General features: G+C 68.8%; 20 protein-coding genes. 7 read left to right on the forward strand and 13 right to left on the reverse strand.

Annotated elements, in window-relative coordinates:
* Positions 1 to 8: 8 nt before the first annotated feature.
* The 3 genes from OC439_RS23175 to OC439_RS23185 form a co-directional block, all read right to left on the reverse strand.
* Positions 9 to 599 carry a DUF7019 family protein gene (locus tag OC439_RS23175; protein WP_262015270.1) on the reverse strand — a complete coding sequence of 197 codons (591 nt, stop codon included), beginning with the start codon at positions 597 to 599 and terminating at the stop codon, positions 9 to 11.
* Positions 600 to 735: 136 nt separating this feature from the next.
* A complete protein-coding gene (locus tag OC439_RS23180; protein WP_262015271.1) occupies positions 736 to 987 on the reverse strand; it encodes a hypothetical protein in 252 nt (83 codons plus the stop codon).
* Positions 984 to 1,265, reverse strand: a complete 282-nt coding sequence (locus OC439_RS23185) for a DivIVA domain-containing protein (RefSeq protein WP_073829583.1) — start codon at positions 1,263 to 1,265, stop codon at positions 984 to 986. Before OC439_RS23185 ends, OC439_RS23180 begins: the two co-directional genes overlap by 4 nt.
* A gap of 320 nt (positions 1,266 to 1,585) precedes the next feature.
* On the opposite strand from OC439_RS23185, the gene OC439_RS23190 reads away from it, so the two are divergent.
* Positions 1,586 to 2,470: a helix-turn-helix domain-containing protein gene (locus OC439_RS23190; protein ID WP_262015272.1), complete on the forward strand. Its 885-nt coding sequence runs from the start codon at positions 1,586 to 1,588 to the stop codon at positions 2,468 to 2,470.
* Positions 2,463 to 2,663 carry a DUF397 domain-containing protein gene (locus OC439_RS23195; RefSeq protein WP_262015273.1) on the forward strand — a complete coding sequence of 67 codons (201 nt, stop codon included), beginning with the start codon at positions 2,463 to 2,465 and terminating at the stop codon, positions 2,661 to 2,663. Before OC439_RS23190 ends, OC439_RS23195 begins: the two co-directional genes overlap by 8 nt.
* A 43-nt stretch (positions 2,664 to 2,706) precedes the next feature.
* Here the strand turns inward: OC439_RS23195 and OC439_RS23200 are convergent, their stop codons facing one another.
* The 8 genes from OC439_RS23200 to OC439_RS23235 all read right to left on the reverse strand — a co-directional run bounded on the left by OC439_RS23200 (position 2,707) and on the right by OC439_RS23235 (position 15,357).
* Positions 2,707 to 3,399: a DUF6308 family protein gene (locus OC439_RS23200; protein WP_262015274.1), complete on the reverse strand. Its 693-nt coding sequence runs from the start codon at positions 3,397 to 3,399 to the stop codon at positions 2,707 to 2,709.
* On the reverse strand, positions 3,396 to 4,547 hold the full coding sequence (locus OC439_RS23205; protein WP_262015275.1) for a hypothetical protein: 1,152 nt from the start codon (positions 4,545 to 4,547) through the stop codon (positions 3,396 to 3,398). The genes OC439_RS23200 and OC439_RS23205 overlap by 4 nt, the downstream gene beginning before the upstream one ends.
* A 5-nt stretch (positions 4,548 to 4,552) precedes the next feature.
* Positions 4,553 to 6,175: a serine/threonine-protein kinase gene (locus OC439_RS23210; RefSeq protein ID WP_262015276.1), complete on the reverse strand. Its 1,623-nt coding sequence runs from the start codon at positions 6,173 to 6,175 to the stop codon at positions 4,553 to 4,555.
* Positions 6,176 to 6,221: 46 nt separating this feature from the next.
* Complete coding sequence (locus OC439_RS23215) at positions 6,222 to 7,004, reverse strand: hypothetical protein (RefSeq protein ID WP_262015277.1); 783 nt, start codon at positions 7,002 to 7,004, stop codon at positions 6,222 to 6,224.
* 29 nt (positions 7,005 to 7,033) lie between these two features.
* Positions 7,034 to 10,081, reverse strand: a complete 3,048-nt coding sequence (locus tag OC439_RS23220) for a type I restriction endonuclease subunit R (protein ID WP_262015278.1) — start codon at positions 10,079 to 10,081, stop codon at positions 7,034 to 7,036.
* On the reverse strand, positions 10,078 to 11,283 hold the full coding sequence (locus OC439_RS23225) for a restriction endonuclease subunit S (protein ID WP_262015279.1): 1,206 nt from the start codon (positions 11,281 to 11,283) through the stop codon (positions 10,078 to 10,080). Before OC439_RS23225 ends, OC439_RS23220 begins: the two co-directional genes overlap by 4 nt.
* Positions 11,280 to 13,241 carry a class I SAM-dependent DNA methyltransferase gene (locus OC439_RS23230; RefSeq protein ID WP_262015280.1) on the reverse strand — a complete coding sequence of 654 codons (1,962 nt, stop codon included), beginning with the start codon at positions 13,239 to 13,241 and terminating at the stop codon, positions 11,280 to 11,282. Before OC439_RS23230 ends, OC439_RS23225 begins: the two co-directional genes overlap by 4 nt.
* A 211-nt stretch (positions 13,242 to 13,452) precedes the next feature.
* A complete protein-coding gene (locus OC439_RS23235) occupies positions 13,453 to 15,357 on the reverse strand; it encodes an N-6 DNA methylase (protein WP_262015281.1) in 1,905 nt (634 codons plus the stop codon).
* Positions 15,358 to 15,456: 99 nt separating this feature from the next.
* Here OC439_RS23235 and OC439_RS23240 point away from each other — a divergent pair, with 99 nt between their 5' ends.
* From OC439_RS23240 to OC439_RS23250, 3 genes are all read left to right on the forward strand, one after another.
* Positions 15,457 to 16,029 carry a DUF4352 domain-containing protein gene (locus OC439_RS23240; RefSeq protein ID WP_262015282.1) on the forward strand — a complete coding sequence of 191 codons (573 nt, stop codon included), beginning with the start codon at positions 15,457 to 15,459 and terminating at the stop codon, positions 16,027 to 16,029.
* 99 nt (positions 16,030 to 16,128) lie between these two features.
* Complete coding sequence (locus OC439_RS23245; protein WP_262015283.1) at positions 16,129 to 17,823, forward strand: DUF6119 family protein; 1,695 nt, start codon at positions 16,129 to 16,131, stop codon at positions 17,821 to 17,823.
* A gap of 98 nt (positions 17,824 to 17,921) precedes the next feature.
* Positions 17,922 to 18,353 carry a hypothetical protein gene (locus tag OC439_RS23250; protein WP_262015284.1) on the forward strand — a complete coding sequence of 144 codons (432 nt, stop codon included), beginning with the start codon at positions 17,922 to 17,924 and terminating at the stop codon, positions 18,351 to 18,353.
* On the opposite strand, the gene OC439_RS23255 is transcribed toward OC439_RS23250, so the two are convergent.
* The gene (locus tag OC439_RS23255; protein ID WP_262015285.1) at positions 18,295 to 18,762 is read right to left on the reverse strand and encodes a hypothetical protein; all 468 of its coding nucleotides are present in this window, start codon (positions 18,760 to 18,762) and stop codon (positions 18,295 to 18,297) included. The genes OC439_RS23250 and OC439_RS23255 overlap by 59 nt on opposite strands.
* 79 nt (positions 18,763 to 18,841) lie before the next feature.
* On the opposite strand from OC439_RS23255, the gene OC439_RS23260 reads away from it, so the two are divergent.
* Positions 18,842 to 19,573: a class I SAM-dependent methyltransferase gene (locus OC439_RS23260; protein ID WP_262015286.1), complete on the forward strand. Its 732-nt coding sequence runs from the start codon at positions 18,842 to 18,844 to the stop codon at positions 19,571 to 19,573.
* Between the two features lie 22 nt (positions 19,574 to 19,595).
* Positions 19,596 to 20,486: an arginase family protein gene (locus OC439_RS23265; protein WP_262015287.1), complete on the forward strand. Its 891-nt coding sequence runs from the start codon at positions 19,596 to 19,598 to the stop codon at positions 20,484 to 20,486.
* On the opposite strand, the gene OC439_RS23270 is transcribed toward OC439_RS23265, so the two are convergent.
* Entirely contained in the window at positions 20,483 to 20,896 is a 414-nt protein-coding gene (locus OC439_RS23270) for an NUDIX hydrolase (RefSeq protein WP_262015288.1), read from the reverse strand. The two genes, OC439_RS23265 and OC439_RS23270, sit on opposite strands and share 4 nt — an antisense overlap.
* Positions 20,897 to 21,012: the final 116 nt, after the last annotated feature.

The raw sequence follows: 21,012 nt of genomic DNA on the forward strand, positions 1-21,012 counted from the left end.
CCGAGGCCCTAGTCGACGAGTGCCACGTAGATCGGGCTGCCCAGCAGCACGCCGTTCGCCCCTGACTTCTCGGCCAGCCGCTTGGCGACGAACTCGACCCGTTGCGCGGGACCGGGGAGCCCCGCCCCGATCTGCGACAGGGTCTCGTGGAAACGCTCGTCGTCGAACTCGCCCGGGTCGGCTCGCAGTTCCTGGAGCTTGCGGAACAGGTACGGCGGGACCGATCCGACCGGTTCGGCGTCACCGCCACCGACCACGTGCGACGCCGACCCGCCGAGGACGATGACCTGGTCGTCGAGCGTCCCCGCGAAGACCACGATGCCGGCGGTGGGGAAGACCTGCCAGCGCATCTCCAGGCAGGCCTGGACGTAGGGGCGCTCCTCGTAAGCGGCGCCGATCTGGTCGGCGTCCTGCAGGTGCCGGATCACCTTCTCCAGCTTGTCGAGGTCGTGGCGCTCGGGCAGGACCGCCTTGCGGCTGTAGCGGACGACCTTCAGGTCCACGGCGAGTTCGGTCTCGTGTTGCGCGGAGGAGGCTACCTGTGCCGCAAGGAGCCCGATCTTGAGATGCGACAGATAGAGGTAGTACTTGAGGCTCAAGATGCACTCCGGTTACGGGGAGACGTCCGAAGCCCACCCTACGTTGCGCACGCTCGCGATGCTGACCCTCGATCGAGGACGATCGGTGTCCGCGCGGGCCCCTCGCACCAACGCGACCACCTCCCTGCTGAGCACGTCAGCGATGGACGCGGCGGGAGCAGGGGCCGTCGTGATCGGCGCGGAGCAGGCACCGCCGGCCGCCGGGCATGAGCAGGTCGCAGAAAACCCGATGGCGTACGTTCTGGTCGTCCTCGGCCGACACGGTCGTCTCACCCGGGTCGGCCTGCGGCAGCACCCCGGTCCACCGTGCCACGACGCGGGCCAGGCGCTGCGCGGCGGGCAGGTCGGCGGCGGTCACCGGCAGGTGGATGACCCAGCGCCCGGTCACCGGCGCTCGCCGTTCGCCTGCCGCGCCTGCTCGGACTGCCAGCGGCGGAGCGCCACCTTGATCCGCAGGGTCTCCTGGCGGTGCCTGGTGATCTCGGCGTGGAGCGAGGCCATGTCGCCGGCGACCCGGCCGAGGTAGGCGTACACCGCATCGGGGTCGAGGCCGCGGCGCCCGAACCGGGCGGGCGGGAAGCGGCGCTCGCGCACCTGCCACGGCAGCAGTGAGGGGTACGCGGTCGTCCCGCTGCCCCGCCCCGGCCCATCGTTACGGACGCTCATCAACCTGTCCTCCCTGTCGTGGATGGGGTGGGCCGCCTGCCCGTCCCGCGCCGGCGGGCCCACCCCGCCCTGACACCGCAGCTCCGTTCAGCGGTACGGCACCAGGGCTGCTCAACGGATCACCGATCGACAGGCACAGCGGCCGGCCGTAGAGATCGCCAGGCCGCCGTGCCGGTAGCCATCCTGTGACAGTGCGCAGTGGATGCGCAACGTTCCAAGCACGACTTTCCAGGTTGTGCATTGACTTATTTCGTGGGAACGAGTAGACGTTGCAGAGCAATGTCACTCGTTGTTGCCGGATGGAACCAGGGAGTGCCCGGATGGCGGAAGACATCGGTTCGACCGTGCCGCGCCGACAGCTCGGCCGACTGCTGCGCCAGTTCCGCAACGAGGCCGGCGTGACCCTCGACGCCGCCGCCGAGGCGCTGGAGTACAGCCGGCAGAAGATCTGGCGCATCGAGTGCGGCCTCGGGTCGGTGCGGGTGCTGGACGTCAAGGCGATGTGCGAGCTGTACGGCGTGTCCGCGGAGATGACCGAGGCGATGCGAGGGCTCGCGGCCGAGACGAAGTCGAAGGGGTGGTGGCACGCGTACGGGGACGCGGTGCCGAGCTGGTTCGAGCTGTACGTCGGCCTGGAATCCGCCGCCGCCCACCTCCGGGAATACGGCGACAATTTGATCCCCGGCTTGCTTCAGACTCGCGCCTATGCTCTGGGCCTCTACCAGCCCGGCAGCCGACTCAGCGTTGAAGAACGCGAGCGCGCGGTCGAGGTGCGACTCCAGCGGCAGAGTCTCCTAACCCGCAGGCTGCCGCAGCCCCCACGCTTGGACACAGTGTTGTCCGAGGCGGTACTCCGGAGGACGGTTCATGGACCAGGGGTCATGACCGGCCAGCTCACCCGTTTGCTCGAATGCTCCGAACTACCGAATGTTTCCCTGCACGTCGTGCCCTTCGCGGCCGGTCCTCACCCGGGGTCAGTCGCCGGCTCGTTCGTCATCCTCGACTTTCCTACCAGCAAGGGAGGTCGAGCCCCCGAGCCGTCCGTCGTCTACAGCGAGTCCCTCACGGGAGCGCTCTACCTGGACAAGCCAGACGAGTTGCGCGCCTATGAAAACGCCTGGACCGGGCTGGATGCGCTGGCGTTGAGTGAGGCAGAATCGAGAGACATGATCAAGAGGGTCATCGGAGAGATACGCCATGACTGACCTGACCGGCGCCGCCTGGCGCAAGAGCACCCGCAGCGGCGACAACGGCGGCAACTGCGTCGAGGTCGCCACCAACCTCCCCGGCATGGTCGCGGTACGGGATTCCAAAGACCTCGGCGGCCCGCTATTGAGCTTCGAGCCGGCTGCCTGGGCCGCGTTCGTGGCCACGATGAGAAGCGACAGGTCGGCCTGAGGCGGGCGTCAGGGTGTAGTCATCAGATTCGGGCACTAGCGCGCTACCGGCTCTGGCCGACATCTTGCGGCCGTAGACCAGGGCATCGGTATGCCGTGTGCTCGCTTCGGTGCCGCATCCAGAACACCACGTCGAGGGTGCGCAGGCGCGATACCTTCTGCGGCAACCTCGCCTGAGCCTGCAGTTCCGCGAGGCGCCCAACGAGCATGCCACTGTCCTCGCGAAGACGGCCGTGCAGCCAGCGCCAGAATTTCTTGCGGGTCCCGAACGCGCAGGAGACGATTTCGTCGTAAACGGGCACCAGCGCGGGGCGCTTTCGCGCCAGCAGCTTTCCTGCAATCACCCAGCCGATACCGTCGGCCCTTTTGAGAAGACGCCATGCTCGGTCGGCGTGGCTTCCATCGTCAACGAAGGCAAGGGCACCCTCATCGCTCAGGTCGACGTCGGTCGGGATCCCGGCCAGGTGAGCCGACAGCTCCCGGCCAAGCTGCCCCTGCAGCAGGTCGAGGGCCGTCTGAGGGGGCACCCGCACGCTGAGCAACTCGATCGCTATCAGGTCGTCGGCGGTGATGACGTTACAAGAATCCGGGCGGTCCCCACCGCCACCGAGCCGCTCGAACTGGCTACCGGTACGAGGCGTCGCACCTCCGAGCCCGAAGTACGCTTGAAGCTCGGGTACCGAGCGAGGACTGTCCAGGACCGCAAGGACTTCGACGAGAGACAGTGGACGTCTCATGCCCCACTTCCGATCGCCACGCGCCGCCGAATCTCCTTGAGCGCCACCACATCACCGGCTCGGGCATCCTCGGCGGACCAGAAGTCCAGCCCGTCGGTTGCCCTACGTGTGGCACTGATCTCTGGTCCGTACACATCAATCTTCACCGCCTCACCGGCGGCGCTGGGGGACGCATGAGTACGGTTGCCGTACCGGATGGTGCCATCGGCGAGCAACTCGGCAACATACTGTTTGCCGAGGTATTTCGCATACAGTTCGGTACCGGGACGCAGTCGGCCAGCCCTGATCAGGTCGACAAGCTTGATTGCGCGCTCCGCATCCGAAACCGGTCGCTTGGCGGTACGACGGGTCGCGGACCCAGGTGGTTGCGATCGAGGAGGCCGCGGGGTCGGCAATACAGGAGGCGCGGCTGCTGGCGGCATTGCCGCACGGGCCACCACCGCCGGACCGGTGCCACTGCCGGTGGCAGACGCGGCGGACGACGGGAAATCGAAGCTAGCGCGCACTCTGACGAGGCTGGATCGCACCTCATCCCGCGTAAGTCGGCCGAGCCGGCGATCGAGCATCGCCACCATCTCGGGTGCAGGCTCTCCTGCCTCGAACAGTTTTCGCAGCTCCGCATGTACCTGCCGGTCGACGAAGTAGCCCTTCCACAACTCTTCGATGCGGTTGTCGCGCATGTTCTCCTTGCTGAGCAAGGAGAGCAGCTCGACAGCGCCCTCGAGGTCCTCCTCGAGCCGCACCGCGCGAAAGAGCTTGTGCTCGATGGGGACCGGAGCGTGGGCGTTGTAGACGCGCCATTCCGCCCCATCCGTCAGGGCAACCCACTCCACACCCGCGACGGTGGCATAACTGATGGTCTGGTTGGCCCAGCGCGGATCGTCGAGATTCTCACCGAGCCCTTTGGCCTCGATGAACAGGCGTGGGGTGCGCAGCAGCAGGAGAGCGTAGTCCACGGGGTTGTCCGCGCCACGGCGCCGATACTCACGATGGACCTCGTCGACGTCGAAAAGGTCCCAGCCCAGTGCGCCGATGATCGGCTCGATGAGTCCGGCCTTGGTGTTCTGCTCACCGATGCGCTGGTGTTGGCGCCGGAAGCGCGCCGACCGGTCAAGGCATTGCTTGATGGCGTCTTCCAGTTCGAACATGCTCCTCATCTTTCACGCTGTGTTGCCCCGGACGAAGTCCGGCCCGTCGATCCGGGCGTCTCTTCCCCCAGCCGATGCAGGTGGTTCAATAGCGCTTGAATCTCAGATGCCGGCGCAGACCCTGATCCGTGGAGCGCGCCGATGTCGCGCCGCAGTCCCTCCAGTTGATGCCGCGCCTCGGGAACGTCACCCAGGCCAGCGATAAGCATGGCGATCTGCTGCCGCAAGGGAAAGAGTTCCGGCGAGTCCGGCCGCATCACCTGCTGTTCCTCGGCGAGAAGCGCCCGCAGTTCTCTCAACGCCTCGGTCGCCTCGCCCAGCTCCGCCTGGCAGCTCGCCGCCTGCTGCCGACACTGCCAGATCAACTCCTCGTCCGGCACGGGCCGCTTGGCGAGATCGACGACGAGCCGCTGAAACTCCGGAAGTGCTTGCCGGAACGCCCCGGCCAGGACGTACAGGTTCGCCAGGTTGAGCCGCAGCTCCAAGATCCGCGGTTGCCTGGCCGCATGCCCGCCGCTGATCGGCCGCAACACCGATTCGAGCAGCTCGGCGGCCTGGGTGAACCGCTCTTCCTCGGCAAGCTCCCAGGCCCGCTCCTCCACCTCGGCGAGCTGGTCGAGCGACGGCGGCTCGACAATCTCTGCCGCTGCTCGTGGACGGACGATGTCGACGCGCGTCGGCGGCAGCGGGGAGCGGGGCGGCAGCGGCCCGAACGGATACCGGTACGGCATTGTCGGGTCGACCCGCTGCCCGTCCGCCACCGTCGGGGCCGCGTCGGCTGCCTTCTCGGCATCGACCGCTCCGAACGGCGCCAGCAGCTCGTAGACCTCGGCCGCCGACTCGGGCCGGTGCTGCGGGTCCTTGGCGAGCAGCCGTACGAGGAGGTGCACCAGGACGTCCGGCACGCCCGCGCGGTGCTCCTGCACCGACGGGACAGGGTCGTTCAAGTGTCGGTGCAGCATGCCGAGCGGGTTGTCGGCCCGGTACGGCGGCTGACCGGTGAGCAGCTCGAACAACACGCAACCGAGCGCGTAGAGGTCGGTGCGCGGGCCCACGGCACTGTTCAGCGCCTGCTCGGGAGCCATGTATGTGGGCGTGCCCAGCGTGTGGCCGGTGGCGGTCAGCCGGGGCACGTCCGGTCCGAGCAGAGCGGCCACCCCGAAGTCCAGGACTTTGACGGCGCCGCTGGGGGTCACCATGACGTTCTGCGGCTTCAGGTCACGGTGCACGAGTGAGGCGGCATGCGCCACCGCCAGTACCGAGCAGATCTGTGTGCCGATGGCGGCCGCCCACGGCACGGCGAGCCAGCCGCGTTCGGCGATCAGATCGGACAGAAGCACGCCCGGCACGAGCTGCATGACGATGTAGAGGTCGTCGCCATGGTGGCCGACGTCGTGCACGCTCGGCACGCCGGGGTGGTCCAGGCGGGCGGTCACCCGTGCCTCACGGATGAACCGGTCGACAGCGGTGTCACGGTCGCCTTCGGACACGGCGAGCTTACGCAGGAACTTGATGGCGACGGGCCGGTCGAGCTTCTCGTCGAAACCCGCCCACACCTCCCCCATACCGCCGTGACCGATCGGATACGTCAGTTCGTATCGATCCGCGACTCGTTCCTGTGCGTGCATCCTTCTCCCCCGGCAGCCCTGTCAGACGACACCAACGAGTCGTCGGCTAGTACCGCTCCCCATAGATGTCGAGCAACTCCTGATAAGCCTCCCGGACCGCGTCGTCCGCACCGGGATCGTGCGCCGCGTTCTCGGCCGCCACGGCAGCGAGTTCGAGCGCGTTACGCACCCGGGTCAGTTCCGCCGCCGTCTCGTCCCACAGCGTTGTCACGCGCTGCCGCTGTTCGGTCAGCGCCTTCCCCACGCTGCTCGTCGAGTCCTCCGCCGGGCTAGGCTGCCGGCGCCCCATCTGAGTACGCAACTGCTGCCGGCGGCTGAGCACGTCGCTCGCCTCCCAGAGCGCCTGCGCCAGGATCTGCCCGCCCTCTGCCGCATCCATCACGCGGTCCACCTCGGGCAGCGCCCGTCCGACTCGCTCCGCCAACTGCACCAGGTCGAGGAAGTCTTCCCGGTCCTCGGCCTCGGTCAGGGTGTGGTGCAGGGCCGAAAAGGCCGCCTGGTCGGGCGCCTCGATCTGAGGTGGCGGCTTCGTCGCCGTGATGCCGGCGAGCCCGAGGCCAAGCAAGAGCGCGACCAGAAACAGGATGACCAGCAGTGGAGCACCTGACAAGCAGAGCACGGCGGAGACGAGCACCGCGATAGTGCAGAGCACGACGACGCCGGGAACCTTGGACGACTCCGGGGCAGTCGGGACCGCCCGCAGGTCGGTGATGCTGCCCCACTCGTGACGACGTGGCGAGCGGGTCACTTGCAGCGGGGTGAGCGCGGTCATGACCCGGGACTCGTCCACCGCGATCCAGAGGTGGAAGGTGGGCTCGGACGGGGACAACCGTCCTCCTCTCAGCGAGGTGCGAAGGCTCAGGCGATGCCCTTGCGGCGGCGGATCATCTGGTACGCCTGCCGGCGTGCGAACTGGTTGAGCTGCGAGCGCAGGCTCTCGTCGTCGAGGTAGCGCTGCATCAGCTTGCCGTTGTCGTCGTGGCGGGACAGGATCACGTCCTCGATCCGCTTGTCGCAGACGACGCCGAAGTTGCTCTCGTCGTTGACGAGCGCTGCGGCTTCCAGCGTGCCGTCCTCGGCCAGGGCGACGATCTGCTGCTCGACCCAGACCTTGTCCGCCTCCCCCAGGCCGATGCCGAACCGGTCGTTGAACGCGTCGATCAGATCCGAGAGCGCGACCTTCTCCGGGTCGTGTTGCGAGCCGGCGCCACCGCCGACGAAGCCGGGCAGCATCTGTTCCCCCTCGGGGGTCAGCGAGGCGTCGTGCTCACCGGTCTTGCTGACCCGCAGGTGGGTCAACTGCACCTCACCGATGTCGACGGACGGGTCCTGCCGACGCGGGAGCCGGTTGAGCAGCGCCCGTCCGTACAGGTAGAGCCGCTCCAGCTCCTCGTCGTGGTAGGGCACCACCTGGCTGAGGAACGCGTACATCCGGGTGTAGTCGCGCAGCGCGGACCGGAAGCCGTCCGCGGCCTCCGGGTCGTCGGCGGCCAGGGCGTTGAAGCGCTGGACGGCCGGCTCGGTGAAGCGGTAGAGGGCGGCGTGGGCCCGCTGGAGACCGGTCTCCGTGGTCGCCTTCCGCTCCGCCTCCAGCAGCGCCTCGGCGTACGCCTGCATCTCCGAGTCGACGAGGACCGGGTAGCCCGTGACCGTGTTCTGCGCGGTGTAGAGCAGATTCGGGTCGGTGGGGGTGGTGGCGGCGGTTTCGAAGTACGGCTTGAACTGCTCGGCGATGTCGCCGGCCTCGTTGACGAAGTCGAGGACGAACACGTCACCCTGGCTCTTGAGCGGGTGGGTGCGGTTGAGCCGCGACAGGGTCTGCACCGCGGCGACGTTCTTGAGCAGCTTGTCGACGTACATGGTGGTGAGCAGCGGCTGGTCGAAGCCGGTCTGGTACTTCTCAGCCACGACCAGGATCTTGTACTCGGTGTCCTGCTTGGCCTTCGGCGTGCCGGCGTACTTGTCGGCGGCGGCGGTGTAGCCGAACTTGCCGGGAAGCTCGCCCTCGCCGAAGCCGTTGATCCGCGCCTCGGTGTGCTCGACGCCGTCGACCTCCAGATCACCGGAGAACGCCACGAGGGAGTCGCAGCCGACATAGCCCTGCATCTCGACGTACTTCTTGATGGCGGTGTGCAGACGGACGGCGGCCTCGCGGGAGCCGGTGACCACCATGGCCTTCGCTCGCCCGCCGAGGCGCGGCGCGGTGTGCTTGCGGAAGTGCTCGACGATGATCTCCGCCTTCTGGGCCTGCATCGTGGGGTGCAGGCTGGCGAAGCGGGCGAGCTGGGCGCCGGCCTTCTTCGGGTCGACCTCCGGGTCGTCGGGGTTGGCGTTGGCCAGCTTCCAGTACGACTTGTAGGTCAGGTAGTTGCGCAGCACGTCGAGGATGAACCCCTCGTCGATGGCCTGCCGCATCGAGTACGTGTGGAACGGTTGCGGGTTGCCGGTGACCGGGTGCGGCGTGCCGAACAGTTCGAGCGTCTTCGGCTTCGGGGTGGCGGTGAACGCGAAGTACGACAGCGTCTCGTGCCGGCCACGGGCCAGCGCCGAGGCCGTGAGCAGGTCACCCGACTCGTCCACGTCGTCGCTGCCGAGCTTGAGCAGCACCTTCTTCAGCGCGGCGGCCGAGTCGCCGGACTGCGACGAGTGCGCCTCGTCGACGATGACCGCGAAGCGCTTCCCCTTCAGGCCCTGCACCTGGTTGAGCACGTAGGGGAACTTCTGCATCGTGGTGATGACGACCTTGGCCGTCTCACCCTGAAGCGCGGCGGCGAGTTGCGCGGAATCCTTGTCGATCCGCTGCACCACGCCGGGCACGTGCTCGAACTGGAACACCGTGTCCTGCAACTGCCGGTCCAGCACCACGCGGTCAGTGATGATGATGACCTTGTCGAAGACCGGCTCGTTGGGGCGCAGGCCGTCCTTTGTGATGTCGGGCGCGGTGTGCAGGCTGGACAGCCGGTGCGCCAGCCAGGCGATGGTGTTCGACTTGCCCGACCCGGCCGAGTGCATGACCAGGTAGTTGTGGCCCGACCCGTGGCGGGCCGCATGGTCGGTGAGCCGGGTGACCGCGTGCCACTGGTGGTAACGCGGGAAGATCAGCGCCTTGGTTTCCTTGTCGTAGTGCAGGAACCGCCGCACCAGGTCCATGAACACGTCGGGGTGCCAGATCTGCTCCCAGAGATAGGAGCTGCGGTAACCCTTGTCCGTGGCCGGCGGGTTGCCCGCCCCACCGGACACGCCGGGCCCGTTCGACCCGGTGTTGAACGGCAGGAACCGGGTCTTCTCCCTCGCCAGCTTCGTCGTGACGAAGACCAGGTCGGGGTCGACCGCGAAGTGCACGAGGGTACGCCGGGCGAAGATCAGTTCCTTCGGGTCGCGGGTCTTGCGGTACTGCTCCTTGGCGTCCTCGACGGTCTGGCCGGTGAGCGGGTTCTTCAACTCGGCGGTGGCGAGGGGGATGCCGTTGACGAACAGGACCAGGTCGAGGGTGTTGTTGTTGCTGGTCGAGTACGCGAGCTGTCGGGTGACGGTGAGGCGGTTGGCGCGGTAGAGCGTGAGCGCGTCGTCGGTGATGGCGTGGGCGGGCTTGAAGTAGGCGAGCCGGAACAGAACGCCCTTGTCCTTGACCCCCCGGCGAAGGACGTCGAGCGGGCCGCGCTCATCAATCTGTCTGGCCAGGTGTTGGGCGAAGTGCCGTTGCGCCACGTCCGGGTCGTTGCCGTGGTACGCCAGCAGTTTCGCCCAATCGTCGGGCTGAGTAGCACCGACGAATGCGAACAACTCGGCTGTGTCCAGCGCTAGCTGACGGTCGAAGTTGCTGGCGACACCGCGCAGCCATCCGGTGCCGAGCAGCGCCCCGGCGATAGCCGTCTCGAACGACAGTTCCAGATGGACCTGACTCACACGTCCGCCCCCCGCGCCGTCGTCACGTCGATGTGTCCGGCGATTGCCGCCGTGATTAGGGCCTGTCGCCGCTCAGCCAGTAGATGATCCTGCCTCCTCATCAGGCTCACCGCTGTGTCGATGGGCTCAGTGGCTTTATCGATCTCATCAACAATTCGGTGCTGATCCATCGGGGAGTGGCGAGGTACCGGCATGGCCTTCATGGCAGCAACATTGAAATGGGACTGGATGCTTCCCACCGCGAATTCCGCGACTCGCCGCCTTGCGTAGCTTGAGTTCAACAGGTATTCGGCGAATCTTGGGATGAGCGACGGCCCTGGCCGAACGATCACCAGGTCAACACAGTTGGCCCCATCAAAGTCCGGGGTTACGACAGCGGCAGCACCTGCCTGACCGGTACGCACCACAACGAGATCACCTGACCTCAGCCGGGACTTGTGATGAACAAGGTGGCCCTCCTGGCTGATCCGGACGAGGTCTTTGGCATCGATCCTGCCCGGCTTGATGTTGACGCCGCGCAGCGCAGGCACTCCACCGCTGTCTACATACCATGCGGCTGGGGTAACGACGATCCCAACCGTCACAGCCTCGACAAGGTGCTTGAGAGGCACCAGATCAACGCTGCGTTCCTCGTTGCCGAGGAAGTGTTCGATGACTCCCTCGCGCTTGAGCCGCAGAAGTTCGTGCATCCGGCCTCGGGCCACCCGCACCTTGTCGATGCGCCCCGTCTCTGCATCGAGAAAGTCGGCGATCCGCCGCTGCTCTCCAATCGGCGGAAGAGGCACTCGAAGAGAACGGAAATCGTCTCTTGACAGATACTGCTGGATAGCCCCCGTCGCCTGCGATTGTAGCTCCTCCCGCATTGACCCCATCAGGTAAAAAAGAAAACGAGAGTCCATGTCGCGCCGGGGAACAAGACCGATAAATGTCTGGTTGCTCACAAGCGGCGCAGTTGCAATTGCGGTCGCCCCCATCGAGCAACTACAACTGCAGAGCACAGTTCCAGGCGGAAAGACCCGCAGATTCATAGTTCTGACTTGTTCGGCAGTTACGCCTTGGCCCGACTTCGATTCCGAAAGATCCCGGCCAGAAAAGTCCTCGATCCGCACCCACGGGATCTCCCCCGTTAGTGGGTCAGGCTTATCTCGCTGAGGCACTAGCGTTTCGACCACACTGCCTAGCCGCACTGTCGACCAAGTCATCCTGCCACCTCGCCGAGCAGGGATTGGATTTCAGCCTCCAAGGCCTTAATCTCGGCGTCGATCTGAGCGAGAGGCCTAGGCGGCTGGTAGACGTAGAAATGACGGGTGAACGGAATCTCGTACCCAATCTTAGTCTTGGACTCATCCATCCACGCGTCCGGCACGTGCGGGAGCACTTCTCGCTTGAGATAGTCGTGGATGTCTTCACCTAGGGGCACGTTCTCGTTGTCGCGCAGGTCGGCGTCCGGCAGCGGGTTGCCTTTGCGGTCGGTCTGCACCTCGCCTTCCGGGTCGCTGACCGAGAACGCCTCCCACACCGCCTTCTCCACCGCTGCCGGCAGCTTCCCCAGCCCGTTCAGCTTCATTGCGAACTCGGCGCGCGTCGCTGACGACGTACCGATCAGCGACTTCGCCGTCGCCAGGAGCGTCTCCCGCTCGGCGTACTTGAGGACCGCCTTCGCCTCCGCGAGAAGCGCGACCGTCTCCTCGGTGACCTCGAAGCGCAACCGCAGCGGGCGCTCGACGGTGATCCGCTGGTAGCCGAAGTCGGTGGTCTTGAAGACCTTCACCTTGGCGTGCTGCGGGTGCTCCGAATCGTCCGCGATGGCCAGCGCGTTCACGTACGCCTTCGTCAGCTCGGTAATGTGCTCGTCGGTGAGCATCTTGCGCTTGTCGCCGAGGCTCTTGCGCATCTTCGTCCAGTAGTCGCGGCCGTCGAGCAGCACGACCTTCCGACGACGAGCCGGCGCCTTGCGGTTGGTGAGGATCCAGAAGTACGTGGAGATGCCGGTGTTGTAGAAGAGCTGGTCGGGCAGCGCGACGATGCCCTCCAGGAGGTCGTTCTCCAGGATCCAGCGGCGGATCTCCGACTCCCCCGACCCAGCAGCGCCGGTGAACAGCGGCGAGCCGTTGAAGACGATGGCGAGGCGGCTGCCGCCGTCCTCGGGGCGCTTCATCTTCGAGATCATGTGCTGAAGGAAGAGCAGCGAGCCGTCGTTGATCCGGGGCAGCCCGGCGCCGAACCGGCCGGCGTGGCCGCGGGCCGCCTCGTCCTTGACGAACTTCTCGACCTTCTTCCACTCCACGCCGAACGGCGGATTGGCGAGCATGTAGTCGAATCGTTCGCCCTCGTGGCCGTCCTGGTTGAACGAGTTCCCGAAGGCGATCTTCGTCGGGTCGCCGCCCTTGAGCATCATGTCGGAGCGGCAGATCGCGTACGTCTCGCCGTTGAGCTCCTGCCCGTAGACCTCGACGGTGGCGTGCGGGTTGTGGGCCTGGATGTGCTCCTGCGCCTCGGTGAGCATGCCGCCGGTGCCGCAGGCCGGGTCGTAGATCTTCCGGACGATGCCGGGGGTGACGAGGTCGTCCTCGTCGGGAGCCAGCAGCAGGTTGACCATCAGCCGGATGACCTCGCGCGGCGTGAAGTGCTCACCGGCGGTCTCGTTGCTGATTTCCGAGAAGCGACGGATCAACTCCTCGAAGACATAACCCATCTGGTGGTTGGACACCACGTCCGGGTGCAGGTCGATGTCGGCGAACTTCGCGACCACCTGGTAGAGCAACCCGGCCTCGGCGAGGCGGCTGATCTGGGTGTCGAAGCCGTACTTGTCCAGCACGTCGACAGCACCCGGAGAGAAGCCGCCGATGTAGGCGCGCAGGTTGAGGGCGACGTGGTCCTGGTCGCCGAGCAGCTTGCGGAACGACATCTCGCTCGTGTTGTAGAACGACAGCCCAGCTGCCCTCCGCAGCACCGGGTCCACGTTCTGCACGCCGGCGTCCTTGAGCTGCTGGTGCCGGGCGAGCACCGCGTCCTTCGTCGGCTCCAGCACGCAATCCAGCCGTCGCAACACTGTCAACGGTAGGACCACTCGTCCGTACTCGGACTGCTTGTAGTCACCGCGGAGCAGGTCGGCCACGGACCAGATGAAGTTGGCCAACTCTTGGTGCTTGGTGCTCACCAGTTTCCTTTCGATTGCCTTAAGACAAGCAGTATCACTGCCGTCCTGCATCGTTGTAGTCGCCCACTCGGCCGAAACGATCAACCGAGCGTCAGCGTGTCGTCTCAGGCGGAGGATGCACGGCGGGCCACCGGCCCGCAGGCTTCCGCATCTGTCACCAGAGCGCCGCCCCCGCGTCGGATATCTGACCGAAGGAATGTCCGCCGGGGAATCACCTTGGCCCATCCGTGGGGCAGACCGCGCCACGGGCCAGCCCGTCGGCGGTGAGCTGCACCAGTTCCGCCCCAAGCGTCGCCGCCTGCCGCAGCGCCGACTCGAACGCGTCCAACCGCCGGAACGCCTCCCCGTACCGCTCCTGTTCCTCGCGCGACACCCGCCGCACCTGCGCCCGCCGCACGTCGAACCGCAGCGTCCCCGACAAGCTCGACGCCTGCCGCTCGTTCGTCGACGTCCGAAGTTGGCCGGCCAGGAACCATGAAACCAACGCGGCGGGATTGGGCCGCAACAGATACAGGTTGCGCCCCAACAGCGCGCCCTCCGCCGTCACCACCAGCGCGGTGAGCTGCCGCGCGATCATCGGCACCACCACGTCCCCGGCGGCCAGGGCGATCTCCTGCCCGAGCCGCCCGTCGTCGCGGCCCGAGGGCTCGCCACCGCCGAGCACGTCCGGCACGGTCAGCACTGGCCTCCCGTCACCGGCCGGCCCACCGTCTTCGCCGGAGGCAGCGCCTCGGATTGGCCCCAGAAGCTGCAACGCGCCGGCCCGGACCAGCTCGCCGACCGTGAGGAACTCTCCCTGACCCTCGTCGGCTGCGGGCGTGACCTGCGGCATCAACGTGGGTAGGTCGGCGACGATGGCGGCGAGGCGCTCGCGTGTGCGTACCAGATGTTCGCCTGTCGCCTCGCCCGCGACGGCGGGCTGGCGACGTGCGGGGGTGAGGTCGATCTCCTCGTCGAGCAGTTCGATGACCGGGACGGCGCGGGCGTAACCGGGCTCGTCGATCTCGCCGTCGTTGGCGAAGAACCGCCAGGTGTCGAGGATGCGGGTGTGGTCGCCGGTGACGGCGTCGACGAGCAGCGTCCGCGCCGGTGGCGGCGCGTCGGCTGGTGGGCGGCGCAGCACCCACAGGTGCAGGGGTACGCCGTGCGGCGCGGCCGCCCCCGGCGGCAGCGCGATGACGGCGCGTAGCACGCCGCGGCGCAGCAGTTCGGCGCGGATGCGGCGGCCGGGTCGTCGGCCGGCCACGGCGGGCGGCATCAGGAGTACGGCGTGGCCGCCGGGCCGCAGGTGGGCCAGCGCGTGCTGGACCCAGGCCAGCTCCGGTTCGGTACGTGGGGTGGTGCCGACGATCCAGCGGGGGTCGTGGCCGAGTTCCTCGTCGCCCCAGTTGCTGGCGCCGAAGGGTGGGTGGCAGACGACCGCGTCGAACGTGCGTCCGGAGTAGTCGTCGGCGCGCAGCGAGTCGCCGGTGCTCACCTCGCCCGGTACGTCGCGCAGCGCCAGCCACAGTCCGGCGAGCCGGGCGAGGTCGGGGTCGAGTTCCTGCCCGTACGCGGAGGTGCAGCCGGCGCGGACGGCGGCGCGCAGGGTGGCGCCGGTGCCGGCGGCGGGGTCGAGGACGGAGCCGCCGGCTACGGCGGCGAGCCCAGCCATCAGGTCGGCAACGTCGTCGGGGGTGGCGTGCGGGCGGGCCGGGCCGGGTGCGGAGAAGCGCTGCCAGAGCGCGTCGAAGGCGCCCTGTGGGCCGAGTTCGTCGGCGAGCGCGTCGATGTCCGGTGCTAGCGCCTTGAGCTGCGGGTCTGCCGGGCGGGTGGGGCGCTGGCCGCGTTGCCAGGCGAGCAGCCGGGCACCGACGGCGGCGAGCCCGGCGGCCGGTGAGGGACCGGCTGCGGCGAGGTGCCGCCAGAGCCGGTCGGCGGTGGCGAGTTCCGGAAGCTTGCCCTGGGCGTGCAGCCATTGCTCGACCTGCGCCAAGTCGAACTCGGGACTGGTGGCGCTGCCGCCGACCGGCTCGGGGAAGTCCCCGTGTCGTTTGCGCCAGTTGCTGACGGCGGCCCGGCCGACACCGGCGAGTCGGGCGATCTCCGCTGCGGTGATTGTCGGTGTCTCCTGCACGTTCGGAGTGTGTCACACCTGTCAAGCATGATGCTTGTTGACAGCGTTCACAGATGATGCTCTCATTGACGCCGCCACGTTCACAGCAGGAGGAAACCGATGCGCAAGACCACCACGCTCGCCCTGATCGCCGGCGCCCTCGTCGCCCTGGGCTGCGGTGCCGGCACTACCGACGAGACCACCGGCAGCAAGGCGGAGTCCGGCACCGAGGCGGCCGCCGGAGACACCGACGGCGGCAAGGCGGACGCCGGCAAGAGCGACGACAAGCCGAAGACCGCGAAGATCGGCCAGCCGGCCCGCGACGGCAAGTTCGAGTTCACCGTCAAGTCCGCCAAGTGCGGCGTCAGCAAGGTCGGCTCGTCGGCGTTCGGCGCCAAGGCGCAGGGCCAGTTCTGCCTGGTCACGCTTAATGTGAAGAACATCGGCAAGGAGTCGCAGATGTTCGACGGCAGCAGCCAGAAGGCGTACGCCGCCAACGGCACCGAGTATTCCGCCGACGGCTCGGCCGCCATCTACGCCAACAAGAACGCCGAGACGTTCCTCAACGACATCAACCCCGGCAACCAGGTCACCGGCGTGGTCGTCTTCGACATCCCGAAGAACGTCAAGCTCACTCGCCTGGAGCTGCACGACTCGCCGTTCTCCGGCGGCGTGACCGTCTCCCTGAGCTGACCTGACCTGCGCCGGCCGGGGCGGGATCCGCGAACCCCGCCCTCCGGCGCCACCCCGCCGCACCACCGCCAACCCGATTCCCTACGCGAGGAGATCGACATGCGCAGTGCGAACAACCCGGACAACTCACCGCTGGCCGACGACGGGCAGCCGCTGTCCGGCACCTACCCGATGACGGTCTACCGACTCACTGTTCCGGCCACCGAAGACGGCATACGTTCCGCGCTCAATGTGGACTACCTGCGGCGGCACGGCTTCGAGCCCACCCCGCACCGGGTCCTCGACGCACCGGCGCTGCTGGTGCACGGCAGCGCGCCGCGTGACCGGGCCGAGTGGTGTGGCGTCCTGTCCGGCCTGGTCGGCAGTGACGTGACCATCGGCTACAGCAGCGGTGGCGGCGCCCTGCTGCTTGGGGTGGACGACCGGGCGTACGCCCTGACCTTCGGCACCCTGGGCCGGTTCATGATCGAGCTGGAGAAGGTGGACCCGACGTTCGGAGTCTCCTTCGCCGTGCGGACGCTTCAGCCCGCCGACATCCGCCAGGTGCGCCGCCGGGTGGTGGGTGCCAGCGGCCGGGTGGACCGGAGCCTGGTTCCGGGTGGCCAGCCCATCTGGAGGTACGGCATCGACAAGTGGGGGGAGATCGTCGGCCAGGTGTCCGGCCGCGTCGACAACCCGAACCTGACGGCGTGCCAGCGGGCACGCGGTGCGGTGAAGGTCGAGGGCAGCGACGCGCTGCGCATCCCTCTCGGCGTCTCCCCCGAGCGGCTGCTCGCCGATCTGCGGGAGATCGACCGGGTGTGCCGGCAGGAGTCGCCGCTCGCCGACCTGGAGTTCATCGAGCAGATCCGGCCTCTGCGCCCCAACGACTCCCGGCACCCGGCGCTGATCGAGGTTCTCGACCGGCGGCTCGGCCTGCCCGACCCTCCGGATCTCGGCGTCGCGGTGCCGGGCAGCCTGGTGGCCGACGTCGAGCACGTCGCCTCGTACCGGGTTCGCGTGCCCCGATCCGGGCGACGCCCGACCCTGACCACGGACCTGGACCTGTCGACCATCCTGTCGCACACCGCCCGTGCCCTGGACGGTGACCGGTGGCCCGGGCTGCGCAACGGGACGCTGACGCTCTACGCCGACGCCGCCGGTACCGAGGAGATGGCATCGACGCCGGTGTCCCGGTGGATAACCGCCGAGGTCGCCGTCGGCGGCAGCCACATGCTGCTGCACGAGGGTCAGTGGTACGAGATCGGCGACCGCCACCGCGAGTTCCTGCGCCAGGAGGTGGCTCGCATCCTGAACCGGCTGTCCAGCGTCGTGTTGCCGCCGTGGACGGAGGATCTGGCGAACGAGGACTGCTACAACCGCGAGGCAGCAAAGAAGCATCCGGGCCTGGTGCTGCTGGACAAGAAGCTCCTCCGCACCCGGCAGCATCCCCGGGGGATCGAGGCGTGCGACCTGCTCGGACCGAACGGTGAGCTGATCCACGTCAAGCGGGCATCGGGCAGCTCGCCGCTCAGTCACCTCTTCGCGCAGGGCGTCACGTCGTTCGACGCGTTGCGCTACGACAAGCAGGCCCGTAACCGGTTCCGCGACCTGGTGCGCGCGCAGCCGGGCGGGCCGGACCTGCCCGAGGACTTCCGCCCGCGCACCGTGGTCTACGCCATCGCCCTGAGTGCCGGCCGCACCGTCACCGTGGAATCGCTGTTCACGTTCGCGCAGGTCGCGCTCTACCAGGCGGTGAAGACGCTGCGCACGGAGGGCGTCGACGTCGAGGTCGTCGCCATCCCGCCCGCCTGACCGGCACCGCTTCCGGATCCGACCGCCCGGCGCACCGCGCGCCCGCCGGGCCGGTCACCCCTGCCTGCCGCCGCGCCTTCGACCACCCAGGAGGAACGATGCGACCCGACGAGTTCCGCCACGCCCTGAGCCTGCTCCCCGCTGCCCTGCACGAGCGCGCCCTTCCGCTTCGCCGGTGCGTCCTCCACACCGGCTGCCCGCCGTGCCGGCGCGTCGGCGACGCTGTCACGCTCGCGCTCACCGCGGCCCACTACGGCCGGGTCGCCTCGGCCGGGCACCTCCTCGACAACGCCGTCCGGCTCGCCGAGGAACACGGCACCATCCGTCCCCCGCAACCCGATCCGTCACCCGGCCACGGCCTGCCCGTCCAGTGGACGGCGGTGCCCGCGCCAGTCGTCGCCGCGACCGGCGCCAGGCGGCGGCGCCGCACGGGTGGCAGCGGGTACGCGACCGGACGGTGGACCCGCCGGGTCACCAGTCGCGGGCCCAGTCCGGCGGCGGTACGACGGCGAGCTGCGGCTCCCCGCTGATCGGTTCGAGCGCGTGCACGATCCGCAGGTCCCCGTCGGCGGCGGCGTCGGGGTCGGTCAGCACCCGGCCGCTGCTGCCGTCGGCGCTCACCAGCAGCCACCGGTCAGGATGGATGCCGCCGTCGTCGACGAGCGCCCGTACGCCGAACTCGCGGGCGAGGGTGACCGCGAGATCGCGCTCGCCGTGGCCGGTGGCGTCGGCCAGTTCGGTATCGCCGGTGAGGATCCAGCCGAAGCCCTCGTCCTCGTCGGGCGGGGTGAGCATCGCCACCGGCCGTGGGTCGTCGACGGCCCGGTCCTCGACCCGCCCGACGTACACGCTCTCCGGCGCGACGCCGTACTCCGTCAGCAGGAACGCACGCACGGCATCCGCCGGCAGCCCGGCCTCGAAGTGGATCCGATACCGCACCCCTACCCCTCTCCGAAGCCGAGCCAGATCCGCCACAGTGTCTTGCCTCAGCGGCCCGCCGGGGAGTTGGCTTTCGCGTATGGCCCGCATCGCGTACCACGACGCCGACGCCGAGGCGTTCGCCGCGACCCGGCACCTCACCGACGACGGTCTCACGGCTTGGCGGGCCGCCGTCGCCCGCCACCTCACCCCGCGCCCCGGCACGCGACTGCTCGACCTCGGTGCCGGGACCGGCAGCTGGGCGCGCGCGTTCACCGACTGGTTCCCCGGCATCGAGGTCGTCGCCGTCGAGCCTTCGGCGGCGATGCGCGCCCGGTGCGCGTTCGCGCCGCTCTTAGCAGGCGACGCCGAGCACATCCCCCTGGCCGACGGCAGCGTCGACGGCGCGTGGCTGTCCACAGTCATCCACCACGTCCCCGACCTGGCCGCGACGGCACGCGAGCTGCGCCGGGTGCTGCGGCCCGGGGCCCCGGTACTCGTCCGATCCGCGTTCGCCGGACGGCACGAGGCGATCACGCTGTTCGACTACTTCCCGGAGGCGATCCGCGTGCTGGACACGTACCCGAGCATCGCCGACGTCGGGGCCGCATTCGCCGCCGCCGGCTTCGCCACCGCGGCGGTCGAGGCGGTCCCGCAGGTCACCGCATCCTCGCTGCGGGAGGCGGCGGCCGGCCTGCGCCGGGAGGCGCACACGCCGCTTCAGCTCATCACCGATGCGGAGTACGCCGCCGGCGTCGACCGGTTGCGGGAGGCAGCAAGGACGGTCGACGGCCCGGTCGTCGACGCCCTCGATCTGCTCGTGCTGCGCTGAAACACGCGGTTAGGGTGGGGCGATGGATCATCGTCAGTGGACGGTCGTCGGGGCGCCGTCGAGCGCCGGTGCCCACACTCCCGGCGTCGAGCGCGCACCCGCCGCCCTGCGCGCCGCGGGCCTGCTCGACCGGCTGGGCGCCGACGTCGAGGACGCCGGTGACGTGCCGGGCTTCCGGTGGCGGCCGGATCCGGCGTACCCCAGGGGTCAGAACGCGAGCGCGGTGGCCGCCGTCGCCTCGGCGGTGGCCGACCGGGTCGCGGCGGCGCTGGGCCGGGGGCGCGCGCCGCTGGTGCTCGGCGGCGACTGCACGGTGACCGTCGGCCTGGTCGCCGGTTGCGCGCGGGCCGGGCTGTCGCCCGCGCTGGTGTACGTGGACGGCGGCCCGGATCTCTACACGCCGGTGACCCGCGCGAACGGCAACCTGGACGCGATGGGACTGGCGCACATGCTGGGCCTGCCGGGGACGCTGCCCGAGGTGGCCGGTGTCGGGCCGGCGGTGCCGCTGCTGTCGCCGGAGCGGGTGGTGGTGTACGGGGACTCGCTGCCCCGCGGTGACCACGAGCGGGAACTGGTGGCGGAGCTGGGGCTGGCGTACGTGCCGGCCGACGAGGTGCACGCCGACGCGCGGGCGGCGGCGCGCCGGGCCCGGTCGGTTGCCGAGGGCGCGGCCGACCGGTTCGTGGTGCACTTCGACGTGGACGTGCTGAGTTTCGTGGACGCGCCGCTGGCGGACGTGCCGGAGCCGTTCGGGCTCAGCCTGGACGAGGCGGCGGCGACGCTGGCGGAGCTGGTGGCGAGCCCGCGATTCGCCGGGTTGTCGGTCACCGAGATCAACCCGGATCATCTGCCGGACGACGAGCTGCTCCCCCGGTTCGCCGGCGTGCTGGCCGGGGCGCTGACCGGGCGTTAGGCGGTCTCCGCGAGGTGCAGCGGCAGCACCTTCGCGGCGCTCACCGCCAGCTCGCGGTCGAGCACCTGGTCGCGGGGCACGAACACCATCGCCTGTCCCTCGCCGAGCACCACGTCCTCCTGCCGGGCGTCGGTGGCGCCGCGGAACACGTACACGGTGACGGTGTGCGGAAAGCCGTCCTCGTGCGGGCGGGGGCCGCTCCACAGCAGGTGCAGGTCACCGGCGGTCAGGCCGGTCTCCTCGCGTAGCTCGCGCCGGGCGGCCTGCTCCGGTGTCTCGCCGGGCTCGATGCTGCCGCCGGGCAGGCTCCACTGGTACGGCGACACCGAGGTGTTGCCGTCGCGGTGCTGCATGAGGATCGCGCCGGTCGGGTCGACGAGCAGGACGAGAGCGACGTCGTATGCGGCCACGTCCTGAGCCTGCCACGCGGCACCGGCGACGCGCAGCGCCAACTTTCTGCTATCCAGATCGAAAGTTGGATACGTAGCACCGAAAGCCATAGACATATGGACATGGCTTTTGTAGC

It is taken from the genome of Micromonospora sp. Mcm103 (assembly GCF_024519755.1).
GTDB lineage: Bacteria > Actinomycetota > Actinomycetes > Mycobacteriales > Micromonosporaceae > Micromonospora > Micromonospora aurantiaca.